Below are 24833 nucleotides of genomic sequence, written 5' to 3' on the forward strand. Positions count from 1 at the left end.
GCCAAGTGACATTGCCAGATGCGGCCCGCTGAACACTACGCTATGGCGGGTGATGCTTCGACGAACAAACCTATGGCTGGTATGGGCTTAGAAGCTTCCTCCAACACACCCAGGTCTAATGGGGCCAATGCTGCTGAGTCGGCTGGTGCAGCTGATGCGACCAGTAAAGCCGCTACAGCTGGTACTAGCGATGCGCATGGTGCCACCAGTTCGGCTGCGGCTACGGCAAGGGCAGCCAAGAAAGGTTGGCGCTCCCAGCTTTTTATGGCATTGCGCTGGTTGGTGGGCATTGCCACGGTGGCCATGTTGGTGAAAGTTGGGTCTGGCCAAGCCAGCGAACTGCGCCAGGTTGACCTGCATCTTCGGCCGTTGTGGCTGATTCCGGCGGCGGTCTTTACCGTAGCTGCCGGGTTGGTTCTGCCTATGGCTTGGCGAGGCCTGTTGCTGGCCTATGGCTGGGAGGTTAATGCCAGACGGGCTATTCGGGCCTGGTTCTTGTCGCAAGCCACCCGCTATCTACCCACCGGGGCCATGGCAGTTGCGTCGCGCTTGTCACTGTCAGCTGCGGAAGGGGTTCCTCGCAGCGTGGCCGGCGCTTCGTTTGTGCTAGAGGCAGTGTTGTTACTTGGGTGGACAACACTCTTTGGTGCCATCTTCATTCCATCTTCGGTGGTTCCCGGTTTAATCCGTCTAATACTTGGCATTGGCGCAGCGATCGGCCTGGTGGGTCTGCCTTGGCTTATGGGCTTCGCCACAAAGCGGATTCCGGGGTTCAGAGCTCTAGCCGACTACCCTCTACAAGAAGGCGTACTGCTTGAAGCAACCGCCCTGTTCTGCCTAAACACCGTTCTGCGCTCTGCTCAGATGTTGGCCCTTGCAGCGGCACTAATGCCTATGCGTTGGCAAGACATTCCGCTTCTTCTCGGTGCCAGCTTTACCGGCGTCATAGCTGGGATGATTGGCATAACGCCAGCCGGAATCGGAATTCGTGAAGGGGTAATTGCCACTGTCTTGGCTGACCGCTTTGGTATTGGAGATGCCGCGGCACTGGCGGTATTGTTACGGGCTTGGGATTTCGCCTTTGAGCTAGTGTTTCTCGGTGGTGCCAGCTGGTTTGGGCGTAAGAAAACCAACACCGACACTAACTAAATTTTCTAGCACCCCAGCGAGGTATAAGGCCTGGTACCCAACACACTGCCTTGGTTGGCCACGCCGCGTTTAATGTAGCGGTTTGGTGGCCACCGCGATTAACCAAGGAAACGATGGTTTCACCTGCACCTGTTCGAAGTCAGCCTGCAGCAATGAGCCCAGACGCTTGGGGTTGAATTGTTGAACGTGTTCGGGGTCGTTCCCAAAGCGGGCAATATTTTTGCCTCGACCTAGGTTTCCTAGCCGAAACCACGGTTCCCACGGGACTGAAACCACCACCCGACCCGTTCGCGACTTCACCAAACGCGCGAATTCAGCCACCGCCAATTCAGGGTGCGTTAGGTGTTCAAGCACCTCAATTGAGCTCACCAGATCAACGCTGTGGTCGGCTAAGGGCACCATGCCGGCATCAGCCACCACACCTGCTAGGGCCGGTAAGCGTCTGGTGGCGAGACTTAGTTTGTCGAGGCGGTATTCCACGCCGATTATTGGCTGGTTGGTGCCAATAACGCGCTCTAGGGCCAAACCTTCACCTACTCCAACATCAACCACCACGTCGGGTTTGGTCGAGTCGAGGTCGAGGGCATTGATCAAATCTTTGGCCCACGAGTTGAATAGGCGTAGCACCACTGGGTTTGAGGTCGAATATTTCTTGGCGTCTTGTCCAGCGGCCGCCTCGGGCGCGCCTGGGGCTAAGCCAATGGTTCGCCGTGCTTCTCTGGCTGGCTTTATTCCATCCCCACCACCAGCCGCCGTGCTCTTTGGCCCGCCACCGTGGGCTTCATCGTCGCTCATTGGCGCACCTCGATTAGTGATTCCCGATCGAGTTGACGATTCCGACGTAAATGCACAATTAGCTCACCGATTAAGCCCAAACTCACCATCTGCACCCCCACCATCACTAACAACACTCCCGCTAATAGGGCGGGCCGGTCGCCTACGGTGTTGCCTTGGATTCTTAAAACCAGCATCCACGCCAACAGCGCCGAACCTACCCCACCTAACACCACTCCCAGCGCCCCAAAGAGATGGAAGGGCCGGGCTGTGTAGGTGGTCAGGAATTTCACCGTGATGAGATCGAGGAAACCTCGCCAAAACCGGGCTTTGCCGAACTTGGTGGTGCCATGGCGACGTGGGTGATGGTCAACATCCACTTCTAAGGTGCGAAAACCGCTCCAGTGAGCCAACACCGGAATGTAACGGTGTAGTTCGCCATAAAGCTCTAGCGATTCAGCTAAATCTCCGGTCATGGCCTTGAGACCACTGTTGAAATCACGGCCTTCCACACCGGTAACTTTGGCGGTGGCGGCGTTATAAATCTTCGAGGTGTTGCGTTTGATGAAACGGTCGTTGCGCAGCGCTCGGCGTCCGGTGATCAGGTCTGCTTCACCGTTACGCAAGCGTTCCACCAAAGCGGGGATTTGGGTGGCGTCATCTTGGCCGTCGGCGTCCATCAAAACCACAAACTCGGCGTCGATCATCGAGAGCCCGGCTCGAAGAGCTTCCGACTTACCCGAGTTTCGCCGCAGCCGTAGATAACGAGTGCGTGGCGAGATCATGGGTTTCATTACGGTACGGGTGCCGTCAGTCGAGCCGTCGTCAACCACTACCACCTCGTAGTCGAGTCCGGCTGCTTCCAAGATGGCCAAAGTTTCGGGCACCACTTCTACCAGGTTGTTGGCTTCGTTGTAGGAAGGTAACAACACGGCTACCTCACGCCGTGGCAGCTGCGCTGTGGCGTCTGGGGGCTCAATACGACTAGTCAAAACTGCTCCGTTGATAGCGGGCTGGGTGTGGTGCTACGGCGCAACATAAGCGAACCGGCACCGGCGCCGATGGCGTCAACCACTACAAATAATAGACGGGAAATTAAGGCCACCGCGGCCCCTATACCGGCTGGTAGACCACACAATGCTAGGAATACCGCTTCGCGTACCCCTCCGCCAGCGGGTACAGGCACGGCAATAAACCCGGCGATCCATGAGGCCAGGGTAGCTAAGGCCACTTTGGGCATGGAAACTTCGGGAGTTAAGGCCCTGGCCACGGCATAGCTAGATGCCGCGATACCCAACCACGCTGGCACATAACGCAACACCAATATGGTCATGGTCCGCCCGGGCGGAATAGCCACGTTTATGGGGCGTTTACCAATTCGCTCCGCAATGCCCACCACATAGTTCAACGTCTTGGGGTGAAGCACCACTAGCCCGCCGATTAAAACAATTCCTATACCGAAGATGGCCCGTAGATCGCTGCCTTCACTATTTGAGCTGGCCAGACTGAAGGGCAACAAGGCGGTGGCTAGGCCCGCCGCGGCTAAATATAAGGTGATGAGAGAAAGCGCCACGCTGCCGTAGGCCACGCTGCGGCGTATTCCAATTCGCCGGGCCAGTTCGGCTCGGCCGACTACCGTCCAAATTCCACCGGGAAGATACTTGCCGAGTTCGCCGACAAAGTAGCGTGCAACGAAATCGCCTCGGTTGTGGTGGCGTGATTCCAGAGCAGCAACAACATCAGCCCAAACCCAGGCCACGGCCACCATGGCTGCCGTCGCCAGTATGAGGCTCAGAAACATCCAAGACCAAGAGGCACCCGATAACGCCTCTTTGGTGCCATCCCATTCCACCAATAGGGTGCGCACCACAAAAGCTGCTGCTACCAGACCCACCAGCGTGCCAAAAGCCGTGACCAGCAGCTTTCGATTCCGCATTATTTCGAGTCTTCTTGGGATTTAGAGTCTTCTTGGGTTAACAACCAGGCCTTATATTCTTCTTCGGCCAACTTGGGGTTGTTGTCGTCACAGATGTAGGCACCGCAGTTCCAATAATTCCGGCCGTCTTGGTTAGTTTCGAACGGTAACCACGCTTGAGCCGGGCTTTGGTGCCACAGCTTGTACATGGTTTCTGAAGGGTGTTGGTGGGCGTGCCACTGAAAAGTCAGGCTGCACGCCACTGCTAATACGGCTGCGCCACCCAACCATCGCGAGGGAATTTTGGTGCCTGCAATGACTACCAGCGCTAAGGGTGCAATTTGGAGGAAATAACGGTTGCCGATGGCTTGGCCGCCGCCCCAAAAGTTGTCGGGGAAGAGAACCAGGTAAAGACCAACGTAAAGGATGATGCCGACCAGGGCAGCAATGGCTTCGGGTGACATGGTTTTTGCTCGCCACAGCGCTAGACCAATCCCAAAAAGCGCTATTGGGTAAATAACAAGCAGGCCAACATGGCGTCCGAAGAGAAAATAGAAGGCCGACTTCAAAGCTTCGGGAATGTTGTGTCGTATCGAGTTGGTGATGTAGGTAACCGTGAAATTTTCGTCGGTGGCCACCGGATCGAGCACCATTTCTTCACCTGGTTCGAGGGGTTGAAACGGTACTTGCACTCGCCCGTAATAACGATCGCCGCCGTAGGCGTTCCACGACTTCCCATCGGAATAATGCAGATACGGCACAATCGAAACTGCCAGTACCATAACAAAGCCGAGCGCCACCATCACCCGTTTTTGCCAGCTGCGAACCTGCCAAAAGCCATAACCAACCAAGGGCAATAAGGCCACCAACATGGTGGTCTTTTCAGCCACCAAAAACGCTAGAACCCCGGCGGCTAAAGCAACGGGCCACCACTGGTTGTGTTTCGTTCCATACACCACCAGATAGGCGCACACACCCACCAAGGCGGGTAAGAACAGGTCGGTTCCCACCGGGTAGGCGTAGAGATAAGCATTCGACGCGAACACGAAGGCCAGGGTTACCAACGGCACCACAGCACCTCGTAACCATTGGCGCAAAATGGCAATGCTGGTACCTAAAAGTGCCCAAATTAGTGCCGTGTTGGTGAAAGCCACGCCCACGATGGGGCCCAACAAGCGATAGAAGGGAGCTGCTAGGACGGAATAGCCGTAAGGTTTGGCGAAGGCCCATCCTCCGCTGAAGGCCTGGAAGTAAAGGCCGTAGGGAACAGGGCGCCATTCCACAACTTGCCAGCGGGCGTAGTCGAGAGCGTTGTAGGAAAGGTCGTGGCCGTCGTGGGCCAAGCTTAAGATTTGTAGGTAGAACGAAGCTTGGTCGCCTACTAGCGCTTCGGTGCGGAAGTCGTGTTTCAGGCTTTGCCAAGAAACCCAAGCCGTTACCGCACCCAACAAAACCCAAGCCGCAATGTTTAGATTGCGTTCAATCTTGGTAGGGGCAGGCGCGGTGGGGCCCAGCGATGGGGCGGTTTCTGTCTCGGCGGAGGGCTCGGCAAGAAAGTGCATGACAAAATTAGGCCAATGAAGTGGCCCTGTTTGATACTACGCCAACACGTTCGCCCTGAGTATCTAGGCCACATCATTTGCCACTAGGCTTTGCCGACTATGAACAAGCGCAGCGGCGAGGAGGGTCACCTCTATATTTGTGAAAAGCCTGCTATGAGAGGCCTGCCAGATAAAGACTTAGCCCCATACGCAAGCAGCCAGCCTAATCCTGCCGTTTGGCTATCCGTAGGATTTGTACTCTTGATAGGAGTTCACCTGTGGTTTGCCAGGAATATACCTGGACCAATCGTCACACCGGATGAAACCGGATACCTAGGTAACGCCAGTTTTCTGGCAGGTTTTCGGCCAGCAGATGAAATGTTAGCTGGCCCAGTATACGCCTGGGGCTACTCACTTCTATTGGCACCAATTGCTTGGATTGTACGAAACAATCCAGCCGCGCTGTTTCAGGGAGCTCAGGTTTTAAATGCATTTTTGATGGCTGCTGTTTTACCTCTAGCATGGCTACTACTACATAGGGTTTTGGGTTTTGGTTCAAAGCCGTCACTACAAGGTGCTGTAATCAGCGCGCTCTATCCATCAATCCTCGTTACCTCAGGTTCTGCCTGGTCAGAGAATCTTTTGATTCCTCTTACCATTTGGTGGGCCATCACAGTATGGCTAACCCTAGATGAACAAGAGCGGCCAATTTGGCAACGATTAGCAATAGTGCCTACCACCCTATTTCTTCACGCTGCCCACCCTCGTTATCTAGTTGTTCTAGTACTTTGTATAGTCGGTTTTGTAGTAGCAGCAGGTTTCGGGTGGGTTACCAAACGAGTTGCCACCCTTGGTATAGCGGGTTTGCTATTGGGCTGGTTTGGAAGCCGTTTAATTAGTGCGTGGGTAGTAGCCGCACGATGGCCCGACAAAAATGCTGACGAAGGAACCAGCAAGGAACTAATTCACCGGCTTATTACACCGTCCTATCTACCTAAAACCGGGGCAGGCATGGTGGGCCAAGGCTGGTATCTCACAATTGGCTCATTGGGATTAGCCACAGTTGGGGGTCTGGCAATTCTTTGGTTGATCCTTCACCGAGAGACACCCTTGAGCAGCAGAAGACGCTTAACACTTACGACTATCTTTATTGGTTTATCAGCGTTATTCACCACTTCAGTCCTATCATTTGTGACCAACAATCCAAGAACCGACACCCTTATTTATGGTAGGTATAACGAATCATTTGTACCTATCCTAGTTGCTATTGGAATAGCCACACTGTTCGCGATAAAATCAGCACAACGCACACTTCTAATCGCAACTATTATCTGTAGTATTTTTTTAAATGTAGCGTTAATAGCAGCCCGCGGCACCAACCTGTTCAAAGGGGAGATCGTTTGGAACATGGTCTTATCCCTATATCCGCATTTTTGGCTGTTTGGAAGCCAAGTTATCGTTATTGGTGCAGTGTTACTATCAATAGCAGTGCTTATATCGCTGTATATCCTAATAACACACGGGGCTTACACTCTTGCAAGTTCACTAATCATTGTTTTATTTATTGCTTTTGGACTATTAACAGTTCAACCTCTAGAACATTTTACTGCATCAGTATATAATAACTGGCATTTCATTCCTGAATTAGAACGTGCCGTAGATACCACCCAGGTAAAGGTTATTGGGGTGGATAGCTTTGAATTATCACACCAGGCCGAATATTCCTATGGTTATTGGATACCTAAAGTTGTGCTCAGCAAACGAATACGCGGGCCAGAAGCAGCGTATGACGTAGATTTGGCGATAGCTAAACCAGATGTCGTGCCATTCCACAATGAGCAGGCTGACGAATGGGTGGACTCTGCTGTAGTGGCATTAGACGGGTTAAACAACCAGGCAGTATGGGTGAGACCAGGGCCAATATATGAACAATTGGCACAAGAAGGTGCACTATTGCCAAAGGGTTGGATGACAGAGCGTCCACTCGACAACATGATGGCTGAAATTAGCGTGATATCGTCATTCGGCTCAGGATCATCACCTGCTTGGGCTGGCGAACCCACCGTTGTAGCACCTATCGATTGTTCGCAACCTGCTAGAGGAGAGTCCCCACCCCAAATCATTGAAGTAACAAGCGGTGGCTGGGTGGGTTTATGCGTTCAAGTTACCAACTCCGACACCCATTTTGCCTGGCCTGCAGATTCCACATGGCCTGCACCCGGGGTTATCCGCATGGGACTTCGATGGCTATCTTCACAAACCTATACTGAAGGTTCTAGCGCTCTACTCTTTGAGGCACCGTACCGGGTACCGATACCCCACTATATGTGGGCTGGGGATTCGGAAGTCTTACCAGTTGCTATTTACGCCATTAACGACCATGGTGAGCCCTTGCCTCCGGGCGAGTACGTTCTTGGACTTGAAATGTTACAAGAAGGTTTCCGTTGGTTTAGCGAACCTGGCCAAGAGCCCCTTCGGCTAAGTGTTATCGTGAGGCCAGCTGAGTAATACGTGTCGAACGTTCCAAGTGCCAGTCGGTGTTCGTAGCAAACACCGACTGATGGCTAAATCACTAAGTTCCCCCGGTAGAAACCCCTTTATTTGTGAAGTTAATCATCCAAATACCCTGTTTGAACGAAGAAAAACAGCTGCCAGCTACCCTGGCTGATCTACCCACTCAGGTGGAGGGGTTCGACACGGTTGAGTTCTTGGTGATCGACGACGGATCGAGCGACAACACCGTTGAGGTGGCTCGCTCACTAGGCGTGCACCACATTGTGTCGCTCCCCCGAAACCGGGGCTTGGCCTTCGCGTTTCAAGCCGGACTAGACGCCGCGTTAAAACTGGGGGCCGATGTGGTGGTTAACACCGACGCTGACAACCAGTATTGCGGTGCCAGTATCCACGATTTGGTGGCGCCTATCGTGGCGCGTCAAGCCGACATTGTGGTGGGCGATCGTGATGTGCGTTCGGTGGCCGAGTTTTCGTGGTTGAAACGACGTTTGCAGGTTTTAGGCAGTTGGGTGGTGCGCATCGTGTCGGGCACCAACATTCCCGATGCCACCTCTGGGTTTCGGGCCTATTCTCGTGAGGCCGCATTGTCGCTCATTGTGATCACCCACTACACCTACACCATCGAGTCGATCATCCAAGCCGGGGCTTCTCGTTTAGCAATCACACACGTTCCAGTTGAAACAAATCCGAAGACTCGTGATTCTCGGTTGTTTAGCAGCAACTGGAGTTATATAAGGCGTAATGCTCTAACGATTATTCGAGTGTTCGCGGCTTACCAACCAATTAAATTTTTTGGTGTATTGACCATAGTTTTTGTGCTTTGTGCCGCAGCCGCTTTTACCCCCTTCACCTGGGATTGGCTGGTGAACGGCAGCCGTTCCGGTCACTTACAGTCGGTGGTGTTAGGGGCCATTTTTGTGATTGTGGCGTTCTTGATGGCGGTGCTGGCCATTTTGGCTGATCTGATTGCTTCCCATCGTGCTGTTAGCCAGAAAGTGCTAGAACACGCCCGCCGTTTAGAAATAGAAGCCGGTATTACACCTCGACATTATTTACCGGGTGGCACCAACCCCAGTTCACCGTAAGAGCACTCTCAAATCAGCTCAACAACGCCGTGTTCTCGCTCGGTAGCCAACCGTGTCTAAGCCTCTGAAACGAGATTTACGCTTCAAAGGTTTAGCCCCTGTGAAACGGCTCAGTGGGGTGCAGGCAGTCGCCAAAGGCCCCAGCTCGCACCGGGTTCTTTACCAATAAGCTCGGCTTGATGTTTAACCATGTGGTCACCTTTGGTGGTGGCGATTATCAGCGCAGAACATGGGGTTTGGCTTTGGTCATCTAGCGAAATTCTTTGGTGGCGCAGGCTAGGTAGCGCTAGTTGATACATCCAACGGGCATAGCTACGCACTTCGTAGGTGTCATGGGCCAAACATGTGATGGCCGGATCGTTCTTCGCACGTTCTGCCACCACGGCGGCAGTGCTGTATTGGCGGGTAGCCACCTCACCCACGGAATGCACATGGCGAAGTCCACCTAGATTCGCCCAGCCAACAGACGCTGCCAACCCCAGAGTAAACACCGCCCAAACCAGCCCTCGGTACCGCGACCTACCCAAAAGGTTGGCTGCCACCAAGAGTACTAACCCCACGCCCGCCACTACGGTCAAAACAATGAGGGCCGTTGGGGCCTGCCGGTTAGCTATCGTCCACCACTGGTCGTTGCCTAATCCCATAATGCGAAGCGGTGACCGCCTAGCGGCGTCAACTGTGGCAACCGAAGCCATGGTCGCCACACCGAGGGTGCCTGCTGCGCCCACAAGCAGCCAGAGGCGTGAGCGTTGGCGGGTCAGTGCGTACAATCCGTAGATGGCGAGCGCTACAGCGTAGGGGTCGAGGTAGCGGCCATAGGCCCACACGTCGGCACGGTTCGAGCCTTGAAGAGAAAGCGAGGCTAAAACGAGAGCCGCTAGGGCCGAGACGAACAGGAATATTCCCACCCGGTTACTGGCGTCGTCTTGGTGTGGTGAACCGGTTTCGCCATGAAGATTGGTTTGGTCACGGCGGCCACGCAACATTGGCGATAGACGGCTTCGAGTGGCGCTCAGCGTTTCTTTGGCCCCAGCGATGAGGCCAACGAGCGCTAAACCGAATGTGCTTGTGGCGAGCGCCAATATCTGGCCACCAGAAGCTGAGTACCAGGTAACGCCGCTACGCCCGTTCACCAAGGCGGACGATGACGCGGTAGCACCACCGGTTCCACTGCCAGTGACAATGGCCCATAGTCGACCGAATGGCGATTCGCCTTGGTACAGGGTGGCCAACATCAAAACCACCACCACCACGGCTGCGCCGATACCAACCACTGCCGCCATAGTTTCACCGCGTTTAGGTGGCGGTTTGAGAAGAACCGCTGCCAACACTCCAAGTGTTAACACCGCTGCTCGGGGGTGAAACCCGGTGGCTATGGCAGCTAAGAACCCTGCGATGAACCACGCTGGCCAGCGCCGATCGAGTCGAGCCATTAGCAGCGATAGGCCTAAAACAAACGCGGCCAGCAAAACTTCGGGCCAGGCAATTTTCGAGGCCACACTAAGCGAGGGGTGCAACGCGACCAACACCGCCACAACGCCAAACCACCACGGTGACCCTGACCAGCGGCTAGCAGCCAGATCGCATGGGGCGGCAGTGCCTTCGCCAATCTCGTTCGAGCCGCTATGCCCACCCACGTGTTTTTCGGTTGCCGCAACCTGTGGCAGGTGCTTGTCACCGCTCGGTTCACGGGGTTGTGGCCGCTCTTTTGTTGGCTCACTTAGCCCATGCCACAACCATAGGGCCAGCCCAGCCGCGCCAACCGCGGCTAATGCGTTTAGCACCAAAGCCGAGGTTTGCAACAGCCCCGATGATTCGTTCACCGGTGTGCCAAACCAGCTGGCCACAATGGCTACGGGGGCTAACAACAACCCATAGGCGGGGAAGAACCCCAGTTGGCTAGAGGGGGCTAGCCCTCCGGCTGGCCATTGGGCATAGGCCAGGTAGCCGGTCACGTCGGGTACTGCTACCGGGCCTTTAATTATGAGGGCCGACACCAGGTGCGCCAATAGCAAGACTGCTAATGGCGTTAGGAGGCGCGGCCAGCGCAAATTAACCCTCGTACATGGGGATTTCAGATTCGGTGGGCTTCATATTCGGGTCGGGTGAAACGGTTTCCACACCACCGGAATTGCCCGAGTTGCCACCGGAGTTGTTGCCATTGTCGTCTGAATCGTCGTCGCCCGAATTGCCATTTACTACGGCCCGCCCCGGCCCATCGTCAGCATCGGTGGTGCTAGGGCTTTCAGTTTCGGCTTCGGAGGTGGTGGTTTCTGAATCTTTGTCGTCGCTGCTGCCACAGGCGGCGGCACCGAAGACCAAGGTGACAGCAAATAGGGCCGCCAAAAACTTCTTCACAATTATCCTTCCAACCCAACCTTTGACGTTGGGAAAATACTGCCACCCGCGACATCTATTCGTTATCTACTTCCATTTTCGAACTACTTCGCACATACGGCCAAGCGCTCAACGGGCGCACCTATCGCAGCACGACCGCCCATAATTGTAATGGTGTTCACCCCCAATGTATCGGCGGCCCGCAAGGCAGGTTCGGGGGTACAGGTGGGCTCTACCAGCAACAATGGTTGTTGACGTTGACCTGCCAGCCAGGCACCGCTTAGCGCGTCGGGAAAATCGGCGCCGGTGGCCACAACGGCTTGGCTGTTTCCAGCCATTGCGCCCACAACTCCGCCCGAACCATACAGAAACTGGTTCAGGGCGGCCGAGGTGGCGTAGCGGTTAGCCCCCGAAACTCGTTTGGTGGAGGCAATAGCGCTGGCTTGGTTCAAGATGGTGTTTGAAATGGCTTGGGTACCACCCACAATCACAATGCGGCTTGGGGCCAAGCGGGCCAGTTCGTTTGCCACGGCCGGTGCCAAGGTGTCGCCTGAAACCAGAAGCACGGGCCCCCCTTCGGTAGCAGCCCCAACCCCAGCCGACAGGGCGTCGGGGAAGGTGTTGGCGGTGGCCAGGTAAACCACGGGTGCGCCGTTGGGGTAAACCATCTTTGAAAGTGCCACCGCGGTTTCAACCCGCCCCGAACCAGAAACCCGTTCCACGAAGGGCAACATCGACCGCACCTGAGTTTCAACCTGTGGGCTAATAGCGGCATTACCACCGAGAATTATGGCTGAGTGGGCACCAAGGCGTCGGATTTCGTTGGTCACCTCGGCCGGTATGGAGTTACTGCTTACTAACAGGACCGGCATGTTGGTGGCACCCGCGACGGCGGCCCCGGCTAGAGCGTCGGGGAAGTTGTCACCACTGGCGATGATCACCCCTGGTGAACCGTTGGGGAAAGCCGCTTGGGAAGCGACCACCGAGGTGGCGTAGCGGTTAGCACCCGAAAGGCGGGCCGAACCAACCGTTGGTGGGTCGACCACCAGGGCATTGACCACGGCGCGGGGTGAGGCGTCGCTCGGGCGATTCGCCATCTGGGCTTCCACCACGAAGGTGGTGCTGCCTCCCCCATCAAGGGCAATGGCTTCAACGGCACCAAGGTGTGCCAACAATTCGGCGAGTTCGGGGTAACCCAGGCCGAGTGAGCGGTTGGGTTGGCGCCCATCAACGGTGACCAGCAGCACTTCGCCAGTGGCGGTGAATCCCACCGCTGAGCGTGGGTGGCGGCCAATGGCGGCGGGGTCGAGATGGGGGAAGTCGTAGAAGCCGTTCTGGATTAGTCGGGGTGAGCCACCAAGGGCGTATTCGGTGGTGCCAATGTCAATGGTGATGGTACCGGTGTCGTTGCCGAGAGCAGCTTGGGTGCCTAGTTCTTGAAGAACGGCGTCGGCGCTGTCTCGGCCAGCCAGAATTAGCATGCCGGGGGGAATGCCCAGGTTGCCGGTGGTACGCTGATCGACAATTTTCACCCGGTAGCTTCCGCTAGAGTGCTGTTCCAGAATCTGTAACACCAGTTCACGGGTATCGTCGGGTGTTTTGGTGGTGGAACCCCGTCGAGCGGTGTAAAGCACTACTTGGCCCGGGTCGGCTGGTCGGTTCACGGCATCGATGGGGATGATTTGGCCGCCTTCAAGTGCTAACTGCACGGTCCAGGTGAAGGCGTTGGTGCTGGGGGTGCCAGCTTGGTCGATGGTGAAATAGGCGTGGTTTGGTGGGGGTGATTGATACAGCTCGCCGTCGACTACAACGCCACCGCTGGGGCGGTTTTGTGAATCCCAATAGTCACCGTTGATGGCGACCGAACATGAGATGCGGGCGCACATTGAGGTTACGGTTTCACGCCAGCCCGCTACTTGGTTGCGGGCGGTCATCACCCTTAGGCGACTGCGAGCTTCGGGGCTGATTATGGCCACATCTACTTGCGCGGCGGGTGCGGCCCGGGCGAAATGCACGTGCTCCACACCAAGGGAAACCTGACGGCGTGAGGTCGGAACGAAGCGCACGTCGGGGATTACCAGGGTGGGTGCGCCGTCGGCCATGGGCACCATGGAGTTTGTGAAGGTGGGGACGTTCGGTGAGGAAGCCGGATCGTTTCCGGTGTCGGCGTTAATTGGGCTGTCGTCGGTGTCGGCGAAGCTGGCCGGGCTGGCGCTAAGCACTGCCAAAATGGCGGCCAACAAGGTGGCCAAGGCCACTAGTGGCCGACGGTGCCGCTTTGTTGGAATGGTTCGCTTCTGGTTAAACCCCAAAACCACTGCACTTCCTATGCTTTGGCCCGTACCTTACTATCAACCAATTATGCCCCCGCCCTGTGACATGCCGACCGCGGTTACCGTGTTCGCTTGGTACGAAACACTGCAAATGAAAAGGCACCATCTCATAGACGAAGGTTGAGAATCCCTAGATGCGAATGAGCGTATTCAGCAACAATGGAGCCGACCGTTAAATGTCGCTTGGTTTACACAGCTAGCAGGTTCTCGTTTCCGGTCGTTTTCTAAGGCTGTGATGCAGGGTCAGTCACCTTATAGCCAGCGCTTCTAAGTACCTCGATCGCCTCATCTGTATATCGCCGGACCGTTGCCTTTGCTTGGTTAGCCCGAAAGCGTTCTAGTGATTCTTGGACATGTGCTTTCCAGTCTTTGCTGGACCAGTCCCGAAACAAATCTTCACGGTCTAAAAATAATAAAAGTTCCTCAAAGGTTGGTCGGAAACGATGACCCCCAAGAGGAAAATGGATCTCCTCATGTCTACGAAGCGGCAGACCGGCGCTACCGTATACCCAACCAAGTTCTACGGATTCCGCATGAATATGCACATGCGAATTCGGTTTCTGTCTTGCACGCCGGTCATATTCAACTCGGAAAACAGGCACGGGCTGGTTCTTCTTGCGGAGTGTCGTCCATAACCCAAAACTCGACGTTTCGACCATGAGATGTTCGCCTTCATCATCCATGCTCAATTTGTAAGACGCTTTTAGAAATAAATACGGACCCGAGTTTTCGTCTTCTTTTCTGCTCAAAGGCAAATAATCCCGCAGGTTGCTGCTGGAGCTCTTAGCATTGCGCGTTCGTAAATCTACATAATCAGCCCGCCCGGCGACGCTCTCCAAAGCAAACGCATCTTTGATGCCGATAGCTAACTCAACTAATGAAGCAAGCTCGGCCTTAAGCGATTCCGCTAATTCAGCTAGGACTGCTGGCATGGACTACTTGTCGTCAGAATTATCGAAGAGATAATCCCAAGCGAGCCATAATTCGCGCAGTACCGGGTTGTCCAGCTCATCAGCAGCCCCCAGTTCGGCGAACCGCTCCAGCGTTAGCCCGTTTTTCACAACGATAGCCTTGATTTCAGCCATTTTTTCGTCGAATTCAATAACTGTGACCATTCGTCCTCCTAAGGTTCTAGCTTCAACCCATTCTACGATGAAGCTATGACAGTATCGGCACAAAAGCCTGTCACCTTGGGTTATTAGCGCACTAGGTGCTGTTGCTATGGGGCGAGGACAACCGGTGGTTCTGGTGGCGCTGCCACGCGGGTGAAGCGAATTGGAGCGTCGGCAAATGCGTCGAGCACCAGCTCTAAGCTTTGTTTTGTACAGGTGTAGGTGCCACCGGCACGCTGAGCCGGGTCGAGCCCACCGCCAGGGCCAGAAAAGGTTCCCCCAAAAGCGGAAATTACGCTTTCATCTGGCGACACGGCCACCCCGATACCCATGCCGGGCATCTCCATCCGTGACAAATAATCTACGGTCACAGCATCCCAAGCAGTGAAGCGTTCACCATCAGCCCCGTACTGTGACGTTTCGATCGAATCGACAAACACACTGAGGGTCATGTTCATGCCCGAGGCTGAAACGTGGTTACGAATTTCATAATTGTCCCGCCAGGCAATAGCACTACCGGCACCGTCGAAACGATAGAAATAGTCGCCAATCAGTTCCATTCGCGCTGAGGCTCCTGGTGGCAAGCCTTCCGCCGCCACCAGCTGATTAATGGCGTTAGCGAAAGTTTCATTGTCGAGCACCCAGGTTCCACCCAAGCACGAGTCGCACCCGTACTTCTCGGCCTCGGTGACATCGAAGGTGAACGTGTGGGTTTCTGGCTTGGTGATGGTGGAAACCACTATGTAGCGTTCGGCTTTGTCGCAACGGCTGCGCACCTCGGGAGGTAGTCCAGCCCAACTAGCTCGGTTGGTGCTGGCTTCTACCGTTGCCAACTGGGTGATGCCGTCGGTTTCGGTGCGGTCTTCCTGGGTGAAGAGGTGTTCTGCCTTATAGTGAACCACGTGTCGCGACGCCACGAACTGTTGCGAATCGGTGGACACCGTCTGTTCAGAGGAAATTGTGGCCAGTCGCGGTGCCATGCGAAATGGCGGTATGGGGGCACTTCTGGTTGGTATCCCAGCTGATACCAAATCGATGGTGAAGTTGTGGAAAGCCTCGGCAATACCAGGCTCGGCGGCTAAACCTTGCAATCCGCTTCGTAATAGGCGGCCCTGTAGCTCCCACACATGAGCAGGCGATGAATGGTTCACCATGTATTGCCACCACACCCAGTTTTCGTAGCTCATCTGGTCAAGCGATTTAACCAATGATCCAGTCATGAAATGGGAAATCAACAGCCGTTCAACACCCCCGTCTGGCACTACTAGGTGTGAATAAAGCTCGGCAATGGCTTCAACTACCCAGTCTTGATCCCCCAGGTTTCCGAATGAAGCAAACTGGTGGCAATGCACTTGCTCGTGCGCCACAACCTGGCCGAAATCGACTCCGTGGCCCCCTGCTCCACGGGCAAACTCTCCGGCAAACATTGAGATCACACATTCATCGCCGGTCATAACGTTGGGGTTAACGGTAGCGAGACCCAACGCTGCTTTGTTTCTAGCCGGGGTGATTAATAAGCTGGCCGGTCCGCCCTGAGCGCCCCAGTCTTGGCTGGCCGCATCAGTGGCCACCATGGCTTCGAGCGCCACTTGGGCTTGGTCTTCTAGCCCTTCAGGGAATATGACCCGCAGCCGGTGGTTGGTGGTTCTAGAAATCACTTTCCAGCACTCAACATCGTCTCGGGCTTCGATCGAGGCGAACTTGTCGAACGCTGGGGTCACACAATTACTTAGTTGAATGCGAACTAGCTCGCCGCCATAGGCAGAATCGTCCGATTTCTGGCGTGACGGTTCAGCGTTGTCACCTGCTAGCTCGGGGAACACTTCATCTATCGGTGGCGCAATCACGCTGAGCAGTCGGCTCAGCTCGTCTTTAGTTGCATCATCAACGCTCGGCTCATCTAGCAACCACACCGCTCGGGATACAACGCCCGAAAAGCTAGAACTTGTGACCGCATTCCACACGTCGATAGCTGATTCAGGGCGCTCACCTAACAAGATCTCGAGTACTGCTATTACACCTTCGGCTTCGGTCCAGACGTCTCGCTCAACACCTTGGTCGATTACCGATTCATAGGCGACATAGGCGTGTTCTGGCACCAGGTCTTCGTCATCGACGTTGCTATCGGCATCGTCATCGTCAACGTTGTGCAAGGCAACGAAGTCAACCGAAGAACCATCGGGGTCTTCGGGCAAGCCTATTTCATAGGCCTCTTCACCTCTGGGCACTGACGTTGAGGTTTTGGGCTCTTTCGTACGGGCGTTATCGGCGGAATTCTCATAGCCATCACTACAGGCCGCCAGGGCCAATACGGCGATAGCAACGAGCACCGAACCCAACAAACCACGTGTGCGGCCAAACTGTCCCGCCGATTTCACCTCAACAGCCATGACGAGCGAGTTTAGGCGATATTCCATACGTCGCAATTTCCGTCGAAATCAGCGGCAGAATGCATCGGCGGCTGAATCACTGTCTTTTAACAGCATAAGCTAACAGTACGAGCAAGCCGACTTCGGTGGAGGCAGATACACAACTCCAGATGATTTTGACAGTAACATCCGCGCCCTTTGAGTATATTAGAGACTGTATAACATACCGATATTTAAACCCTCGCGTTCAACGCTAGGCTCATCTAAGACCATACAAGAGCGCGTTGAAATCAGTTATATTGCATACTATACTCCGGCACATGGAATATCCACGTTATACTGTATTCATCCATGAAGCCTCAATATCGATTCCATCTACAACATGCTCATTTGAAACTGAATCCGAGGTTAAGGCATATATAAATATGAAGGTTAAAGATACTCAAAAATGGTTTGTTAACCTGGTGAGGTTTCCCGGAGATACCGGTCTATCTGTGCACAGTGGGCAAGGTCCAACCGCCTAGGTCAACTGTCCAGTTCGGGACGCCAGCTATTTACAACCACTCAAATTTAATTTTCTTTATTTTAAGGCGGCATACCCAACCATCTACCTGCAGGGCAATGCATTGCAATGAACGAATCAGAACATTAGCTAATCGGCTTACGTTTCAACGTTACCTTGTTCTTTTGAAGAGGTTAAAAACGAGGAGTGGCCCTGGTCCGAAGACCAGGGCCACTCCTCGTTTAATTAGGAATTAAATATCCTGATAGCTAACTGCTCAGGGAGCAGACGGGGTGAGGCCCGCAACCGCGATGCAGGTCAGGTCGGGGCTAATCACATTGCCAGCCAGGTCTAGAACGTTGGAAACGTTCAAGCGAGTGGCCGTACCTGGAACCAGAAGCGGATCACCAGTCGTGAAGTCCACGGTGACCCGAGTCGGGAAAAGCGGGTTATCGATCCCAGTGAGCGGAACCGATATAGCAGTAATATCGACCACGCCGTTATTGTCGACGTCAAGACCGTAATTAGCCAAGGCCGTGACGCTGGTTCCCGTTGCTTCACTGTACTGGACAATGAAGCGGTTGGTCGTACTGCAAGCGCTCAGCGTACCCGTATTGTCCATCGTACCCGTCGGAGTCGAGCTATCCGCCACGAAGCGAGAGTTAAAGCCAGCATGGTCATTGAGGGCAGCAACAACCTTAACGTTCGTCGCGTTGTGGGCAACGTTGAGCTCACGGGTCACGGCCAACAGGTATTTGGGTCGTACAACATTACTATTACCGACCGACCCATTCCCACTGATCAAACAATCCACGGAGAGGTGGCCATCTAGCGTTTCCTGCCTACTTACTGCCATGGGTCAGAGATATGCCCATTCTGAACTTTCATTTGTTCCAGGTCATCGCGCCGGTAGTAATTTGCTCGCATTGTGAACTGCTCGTATCTGCCATACAGTACTGGGTCACGGCGCGATCAATCCGGCACGCCCCTGGTTATGAGTTAATTCAAAGTGTTCGACAGGTTCCGGCAAGAATCTAACCCGTGCACCAGCCGCGGCACGATCCTCTAGCAACCCATTCCACTAGAAGAAGCTGCTTTGGCTACACTAAAAGCGCCTGGCCGCAACGGTTCACAGGGTACCCGCAACAGGACCGCTCAGCTTTCGAATTTCCATCACCTAATGCTTAAACACCCAATTAAGCGGCGCACGGGATGAAATGCATTATCCGAACACGTGAGACGTAATTAATCCGTTCGCAGGTCAATACCACAGCCATATATACGCCTTTGACCACGTGACAGAGATAATCGCTCATCGCGCTAATCACGGTCGCTCCGAACAGCAGCACCAAAAGCGTTCCTAGAGTACAAGCCTGCGGCACTACACGATTTTGGTTCGCTCGAGACGGTCCATTCAAAGGGTCAGATTGTGGAGTGCCTCAACTTCCAACACCACGCTTATGGTTGTTAACGCTGCTCAACGTCCTTATAGAAGCAACCTGTTCGCCTGAACTTCCTATTCACGTATGTTTCGTATCGATCATTTGAGGTCCGTCGACCACGACGACGAAGACACCTTCATGTGTAGCTACAGAACGAGTCAGGAATGGACGGCTGAGCAGGGGACCTAACGCCCCCTCAAACATCTTTCACCGTAGTGTTGCTCGCCATCGAATGAAGAAAATGACCTCATTACAAAGGCTACAAATACAAAGGGCCCCGGAATTTCTTCCGGGGCCCTCGAATCACTTCAAACTTCAAAGTGATTCATCATGCATTATTGTTAGCCAGCGTTAACAGCTGTTTGTGGCTGAAGCGCATTACCGTTGCCAGCAAGATCACGCACAGAGTTCGCCACCACAGTTATCGACTTCGGCAAATTGTCTGAAGTCGTAGTGCTGTAACTGTAAGCTTGGAGACCAGTGAGTGGTGAACTGCCGCTTGACGAAACTGCCCAGGTTGAGCCTGCAAGTGCCACATTGGCCTTCGTCGTGATGGCTCCTTCTAGAACCCCGGAAATCGTTGGGTTCAAAGCCTCCGAGAACTGCAGCTTAACTGTAACAATTGACTCACCACCAGCAGTAGTATCGTCATCCAAATCTGTGATGTCGATCGGACCGTTGGCATCAACTGTAGCAGCGAACATGCCATTAAATGCGCCCGTACTATTTAGTGCGACCACCAATGCATTGGCGTTAACGGTAGTCAGATTCGGTGCGTTGACACCAATTTCACGTAGAGCGCTGTTTACAGTAATCGTGACTCCAGCTGGATTGACAGCACCAGGAACAATTTTCCAATCATTACCGGCTAAGCCAGTGGCGGTGCCTTGCGCCTTGGCAGTAATGGTAATACTTGGATCCGTACCGTGTGTCGCACCGTTGGTAACTACTTCGAGCGTAGCGAGATCGGCTGGATTTGTACTAGCAACAACTGAATACGTTGCGCTACTCAGCGTCGGCCCTGCCTGATCTTTGGTAGCAGTGACTTCCAGCTTATTGCTTGTGTTTCCGGCCATGTCCGTAAACTGATCAGCCGCAATGGTTGCGACCTGACCTTCGCCGATGGAAGTGCTGACACCCCAAACCAGGTAATGGCCAGTACCGCCAACGGTAACAGGTGTACCGACTCCAGTAAGCGACACAGGAGTGCCGCCAGAGATTGACACGGTTCCGGTGGTTGCCTTCACCGGTTCGTTGAACACTACCCAGACGTTATTGTTACTAGCCACCGGGCCGGTGAAGGCTTGTAAGGTACCGACTGGCTTCGCGGTATCGAGGCCAACCGTAGCGGATGTCTGCGCCACCCGTACGCCAACGGCATTCGAAATCGAGTTGCTGACACTGGCCACAACAACATCGTTGATGGCCAGACCATTAGGACGAGCAGTGGTGTCCACAGTGACCGTGGCCGTGTTATTCGTGGCATTATAGGTGACACCAGTGACAGATGTCGCACCATTGTTCACACGGTAGTTTGCCGGGTTAGTCGCATCGTTTGCACCAGCTGGGTTATTCGCAATCACTGGAGCGCTGAACTCCACCGTAAAGGTGGGGCGGCCAGGCTCAGCGGTAATTGTTGCTTCCAATGTCGGTGCGGTCAACGCATCAGCGACCGCTTGAATGGTCTCGGAGTCGACTGCGGCAGTACCACCCATCACATAGAGTTTCGACACACCGCCAATGTTTGCGCTCAACCATGCTCCTGAAGCGGTCGGCAAAGAGCCCGTCAAAATAATCGGAGCGTATCGAGCGCCGCCGACCTGTGATGCAGCCAGAGCGTCGGGGAAGTTGGTTCCACGAGCCAAGGTGATCGGGGCAGCAGGACTTGAGGCCGTTAGCCAATCGGCTCCGCCTTCAAGCTCTGTATTACGGAGCACAGTAGCAAGCTTGGCAGCCGTTTCGAAACGGTCAGCACCAGATACACGCTGAACGGCAATACCCTTAGCAGTAATTGCATCTTCAACCGCCTGAGAAACGGCGGCGGTACCACCGAGGATCACAACGCGTTGAATTGCGAGGCTCGTAAGAGCTGTATCGGCATCGGCCGAGAGAGCCGCCGAATCGGTAAGGAGAATCGGATGGTGTCCCCTGAATGCCATTGGGCCAGCGGCTAGTGCGTCGGGGTAGTTTGCCCCGGTTGCGACAATGGCAGTGCGGGAGTTTTGGAATTGTCCAACACCGACTACCGCGTTAGCAGCGGCGGAAATTTTTGCAGCGGTTTCATAACGGTCAGCACCACTAACCCGCTTGACAGTATATCCCTGAGCGGCGATCTGGTTAGCTACAGCTTCGGAAACCGCCGCTGTGCCACCAACGATGTGAACGGTACTGGTGCTGTTGCCGAAGACGCCCAAAGCGTTTGCAGTGGCCAATGGCAGACTGTCGCTTGCGGTAAGTAGCAATGGACCGTTGAAGGCCCCTGCAAGGTATGCAGCAGATAAGCCGTCAGGGAAGTTCTCACCTGAGGCGATTACGATATTGGGGCGTGGGGTCGTGCCAAAAGTATCCAGAGCTGCTTTGGCAGCTGTGTCATAACGGTCGGCGCCCGCATAACGAGTTGGATCTAGCTGAGCGACGGTCACCGCCCCGGCTGGGGATGCGAAGGCGAAGAGCGACGCGATGAGGGCAGCAGCGATCGCCGCTACACCAAATCTTGTCGAGCCTCGCTGTGTGCGAATACTCAAGATATTGAGCCTCCTAGTAAAGGAATGTCCGAAAATGTCGACACCGGGTACCCGGAGGTCCCGGGCATCGGCTTTCGCGAACTGCGGCCCAAAAAGACTGGCTCCGCACCTCGCAATAAGTAGTAACCAGGGATCGCCAAAATTTGTGACACATGATTACAACTATGTAACGAGGCTAGGGGCACCCAGGCCACGTCGCAAGAACCATCGGCAAAAAAGTGCCCCTCATAAGGCTTTCGACCGGTAGCTAGGCCGCTTCTTCTCGTAGTGATCAGTAATTAGTTGGTGATGAGGCCGTCGAGGTGCCAGGAGATGGCGTCGTCGTTGAAGGTTCCAGCGTTGTTGGTGGCAATATCGGCGCTGAAACCACCCCGGCCAGCGGGAATGTTCCATGTGCCACCCACCGCAGTGGCTTCACCCCGTAGCTTCCAAGTTCCACTACTAAGCACGGCCTCACCCTTTAGCTGGCCAGAGACAACCCCAGCAGCGGTGTTGATGCTCCAACTACCCGTAAAGGTGTGCGTGGCAGCCAAACTTGGTGTGGGCGGGGGTATGCCCGGCACCGCAGCCGGCACGGAACCCCTGGTGAGCTTGATCGATATCGAAGCTTGGGTAACTGTTTCAGTTTCACCTCTAGAAGTGATGGTTGGTGCGGGAGATTGCACTAGGGGGTTTGGCGTAGAAAATGTCCAACTAGTGGTGCCGTTGGCTGGGCTTTGGGCATCGGAAGGTTCGCCTGAGGAACTGGTCGGGCCAGCCAGCTCGATCGGGCCATCGAGGCGATAGGTGTTGTTCTCGCTTGGATTTACCCGCTGGGTTTGATTGGAAGGCGTAGCGCGCCCAGCCAAGCTGATACCGCTAATGCTTAATCCGTCATTTCCGCCATCAGACAAGGCCATACACACCGGAGCACCCACACCGGCTGAGCGCTGCACGGTTGGCGAATCGGTGACATACCGTTTCGCGGCCATCACATCGAAGCTCAAGAGCGGCACCGCACTTGTGCCACCCGGATGGACAACAAACCACCGCAAATCTTCATAACTACCTCGAGGCGCACAGAACCAACTGGGGGTATCAGGCGCTGGAGTAGGTGTTGGGCTTGATGAAACATCAAACACCGGTGACATATCTATATAAGTAAGGAAACCACCGCTCAACTTGGGTGCTAGGCCAACTTTGGCACCCGTGGCCGTAGTGGCTGGAACACTGCCACCCACCAAGTTAGAAACCGCCAAGGCCGTGGCGTTGTTTATTACCGCTTCCCCACCAACCAACACCGCGAAACCAAGGTTCAAACAACCCGCCTGACTAGTGGCGCTGGAACACCAGGTTTCATTGGGGCTGAACACCTCGCTTAAGAACTGGCCCACACCGGCAGGCATCGTATTGGTGGTGGCCGACGTATTGCCCCCAGCACTGCTTGAACCCGAGGCTGGCACCAAAATAATCGGTACTGCCTCATGCCCTGGTTGGCCAGCCGTACTGCCACGAGCAGGGCTTTGGCTTGGCACAATGCCATTGGTGGGGGCCAAGGCACGCATAGGGGCCGATACCGCATTCGGGTTAGCCGCCAACACCGCACCATTTAACGAAGCACAAAGCGGACCAGCGCCTAACGCGTCGGGCCAGCCTTTCGCGCCAGCACCTTCGCCCGACGAAGCCGCGAAACAAACCATCGAGTTGGTAAAACTGGCGTCACTAGGCGTTCCGGCACCGCCCGAGCTGCCTGAGCCTGAACCGCCGCCACTTTGGCTTCCACCGGAACCGGAGCCTGAACCGTTACTATCGGTCGGCGTGGCTGGCCACCAGCCACCAAAATGTTTGGCCATAGCCACCGAGGTTTCATAGCGGGTAGCACCCGATACTCGAATGACGCGCGCACCAGTTAGGGCCACCGCTTCGGACACCACTTGCTCGGAAACACGAGCTGTTCCGCCCAACACCACAATGTTGTCGATTTGGGTGGTCTCTAGAGCCAAAGCCGTGTCGGAAGGCAAGCTCTCTTCCCCGTTGTGTAACAAAATTGGGGTTTGCCAGAAACTTGTCCACCACCCGGCTGCCAAAGCGTCGGCACCCACCATGCCATCGGTGAGAACCACCGTGCGGCCAAGCAGTTCGCACTCAGTGGCACTGGCACGATATTCAATAACCGAGTTGGCGTAGAAACCCATTTTGGTACTGGACGTAGTTGCATTGGGGCTAACACAACCCGCGGTGTTGGTAGGTACGGGGGCGGTGCCCAAGCTTTTAGTAATCGCTGAGGCGGTGGCAAAGCGGTTAGGGCCACTAACCCGAAACACCTCGGGCACGCCAAGTGAAACCAGCTCGGCTTCAACCGAAGCAGAAACGGCGGCCGTGCCACCCACCACAATGGCCTGCCAAGCGTTTTGGCAGCCGCCACTCACCAGGTCGCGCACCGCCAGATTCGCGGCCGGGCTTAACAGTGTGGCCCCTTCACGCGCCGAAGTGGTCACGATGATGGGGGCGTTGTCGGTATCGACCTTGGCGAAACCACCAATCGGGTCGAACAGCGGGTCGGCAGCAGCGCTGCGCTGCAGATATGGTTCGCTAGATTTTCCGGTGGGGTCAGAAAGCGCCGAAGCGGCTAGAGCGTCAGCCGGGTTGTCACCCGCCACCACCATCAATGACCGGGGACAAGTAGCCGCACCCCACCAACTACGGTTCTGGCTTAGGTTGATGGCACCGGAGCTTTGGCGAGCGGGAGTTTCAAACGGAAAACCGCCTGTGCCCCTAAGCGCTAAAGATAATGCCAGGCTGGTTGAATAGCGATCAGCACCAAAGAAACGAATAGCGTTGGCATAACCAGCCATCTTGGGGCTGACCGTAGGGCTAGCGGGCCAAAATTCGGGGTTAGGGGCGTTGTCGGTTTCGGCCGCGGCGGCGATTCCACCGAATGCCAAGCCCAACATTGCTAAAGCTGCCCCCAGAACCGTTGCTACCACCCGAGCCAATTTCCCCATGGCACGAAACTAGCCCGCCGGTAAACACCATG

General features: G+C 54.9%; 16 protein-coding genes. 3 read left to right on the forward strand and 13 right to left on the reverse strand.

Annotated features, from left to right (window positions below):
* Positions 1–18 precede the first annotated feature (18 nt).
* Positions 19–1149, forward strand: coding sequence for a lysylphosphatidylglycerol synthase domain-containing protein (locus WC184_08385; protein MFA7477898.1), 1131 nt, complete (start codon positions 19–21; stop codon positions 1147–1149).
* Positions 1150–1218: 69 nt separating this feature from the next.
* Here WC184_08385 and WC184_08390 read toward each other — a convergent pair whose 3' ends face one another.
* Genes WC184_08390 through WC184_08405 form a run of 4 tightly spaced genes read right to left on the reverse strand, consistent with a single transcriptional unit; the run spans position 1219 to position 5400 of the window.
* Positions 1219–1944, reverse strand: a complete 726-nt coding sequence (locus WC184_08390) for a class I SAM-dependent methyltransferase (protein MFA7477899.1) — start codon at positions 1942–1944, stop codon at positions 1219–1221.
* On the reverse strand, positions 1941–2915 hold the full coding sequence (locus WC184_08395; protein MFA7477900.1) for a glycosyltransferase family 2 protein: 975 nt from the start codon (positions 2913–2915) through the stop codon (positions 1941–1943). The genes WC184_08390 and WC184_08395 overlap by 4 nt, the downstream gene beginning before the upstream one ends.
* Complete coding sequence (locus WC184_08400; GenBank protein MFA7477901.1) at positions 2912–3859, reverse strand: lysylphosphatidylglycerol synthase transmembrane domain-containing protein; 948 nt, start codon at positions 3857–3859, stop codon at positions 2912–2914. The genes WC184_08395 and WC184_08400 overlap by 4 nt, the downstream gene beginning before the upstream one ends.
* Positions 3859–5400, reverse strand: a complete 1542-nt coding sequence (locus WC184_08405; protein MFA7477902.1) for a hypothetical protein — start codon at positions 5398–5400, stop codon at positions 3859–3861. The genes WC184_08400 and WC184_08405 overlap by 1 nt, the downstream gene beginning before the upstream one ends.
* A gap of 99 nt (positions 5401–5499) precedes the next feature.
* Between WC184_08405 and WC184_08410 the strand changes: the two genes are divergently transcribed.
* Complete coding sequence (locus WC184_08410; protein ID MFA7477903.1) at positions 5500–7887, forward strand: hypothetical protein; 2388 nt, start codon at positions 5500–5502, stop codon at positions 7885–7887.
* Between the two features lie 122 nt (positions 7888–8009).
* Positions 8010–8978 (forward strand): glycosyltransferase family 2 protein, encoded by a 969-nt coding sequence (locus WC184_08415; GenBank protein ID MFA7477904.1) that lies wholly within the window; start codon positions 8010–8012, stop codon positions 8976–8978.
* A 110-nt stretch (positions 8979–9088) separates the two neighbouring features.
* Here the strand turns inward: WC184_08415 and WC184_08420 are convergent, their stop codons facing one another.
* The 9 genes from WC184_08420 to WC184_08460 form a co-directional block, all read right to left on the reverse strand.
* Entirely contained in the window at positions 9089–11029 is a 1941-nt protein-coding gene (locus WC184_08420; GenBank protein MFA7477905.1) for a hypothetical protein, read from the reverse strand.
* 1 nt (position 11030) lies between these two features.
* On the reverse strand, positions 11031–11336 hold the full coding sequence (locus tag WC184_08425) for a hypothetical protein (GenBank protein ID MFA7477906.1): 306 nt from the start codon (positions 11334–11336) through the stop codon (positions 11031–11033).
* Between the two features lie 83 nt (positions 11337–11419).
* A complete protein-coding gene (locus WC184_08430; GenBank protein ID MFA7477907.1) occupies positions 11420–13573 on the reverse strand; it encodes a cell wall-binding repeat-containing protein in 2154 nt (717 codons plus the stop codon).
* 299 nt (positions 13574–13872) lie between these two features.
* On the reverse strand, positions 13873–14580 hold the full coding sequence (locus WC184_08435; protein MFA7477908.1) for a hypothetical protein: 708 nt from the start codon (positions 14578–14580) through the stop codon (positions 13873–13875).
* A gap of 3 nt (positions 14581–14583) precedes the next feature.
* Positions 14584–14763, reverse strand: coding sequence for a hypothetical protein (locus WC184_08440; protein ID MFA7477909.1), 180 nt, complete (start codon positions 14761–14763; stop codon positions 14584–14586).
* 104 nt (positions 14764–14867) lie between these two features.
* Positions 14868–17177, reverse strand: a complete 2310-nt coding sequence (locus tag WC184_08445; protein MFA7477910.1) for a hypothetical protein — start codon at positions 17175–17177, stop codon at positions 14868–14870.
* A 731-nt stretch (positions 17178–17908) separates the two neighbouring features.
* Entirely contained in the window at positions 17909–18373 is a 465-nt protein-coding gene (locus tag WC184_08450) for a hypothetical protein (protein ID MFA7477911.1), read from the reverse strand.
* Between the two features lie 1041 nt (positions 18374–19414).
* Positions 19415–21817, reverse strand: coding sequence for a cell wall-binding repeat-containing protein (locus tag WC184_08455; GenBank protein MFA7477912.1), 2403 nt, complete (start codon positions 21815–21817; stop codon positions 19415–19417).
* Between the two features lie 278 nt (positions 21818–22095).
* Complete coding sequence (locus WC184_08460; GenBank protein MFA7477913.1) at positions 22096–24801, reverse strand: cell wall-binding repeat-containing protein; 2706 nt, start codon at positions 24799–24801, stop codon at positions 22096–22098.
* Between the last annotated feature and the right edge of the window lie 32 nt (positions 24802–24833).

This window comes from Acidimicrobiia bacterium (assembly GCA_041676705.1).
Taxonomy (GTDB): Bacteria; Actinomycetota; Acidimicrobiia; order Acidimicrobiales; family SKKL01; genus Actinomarinicola.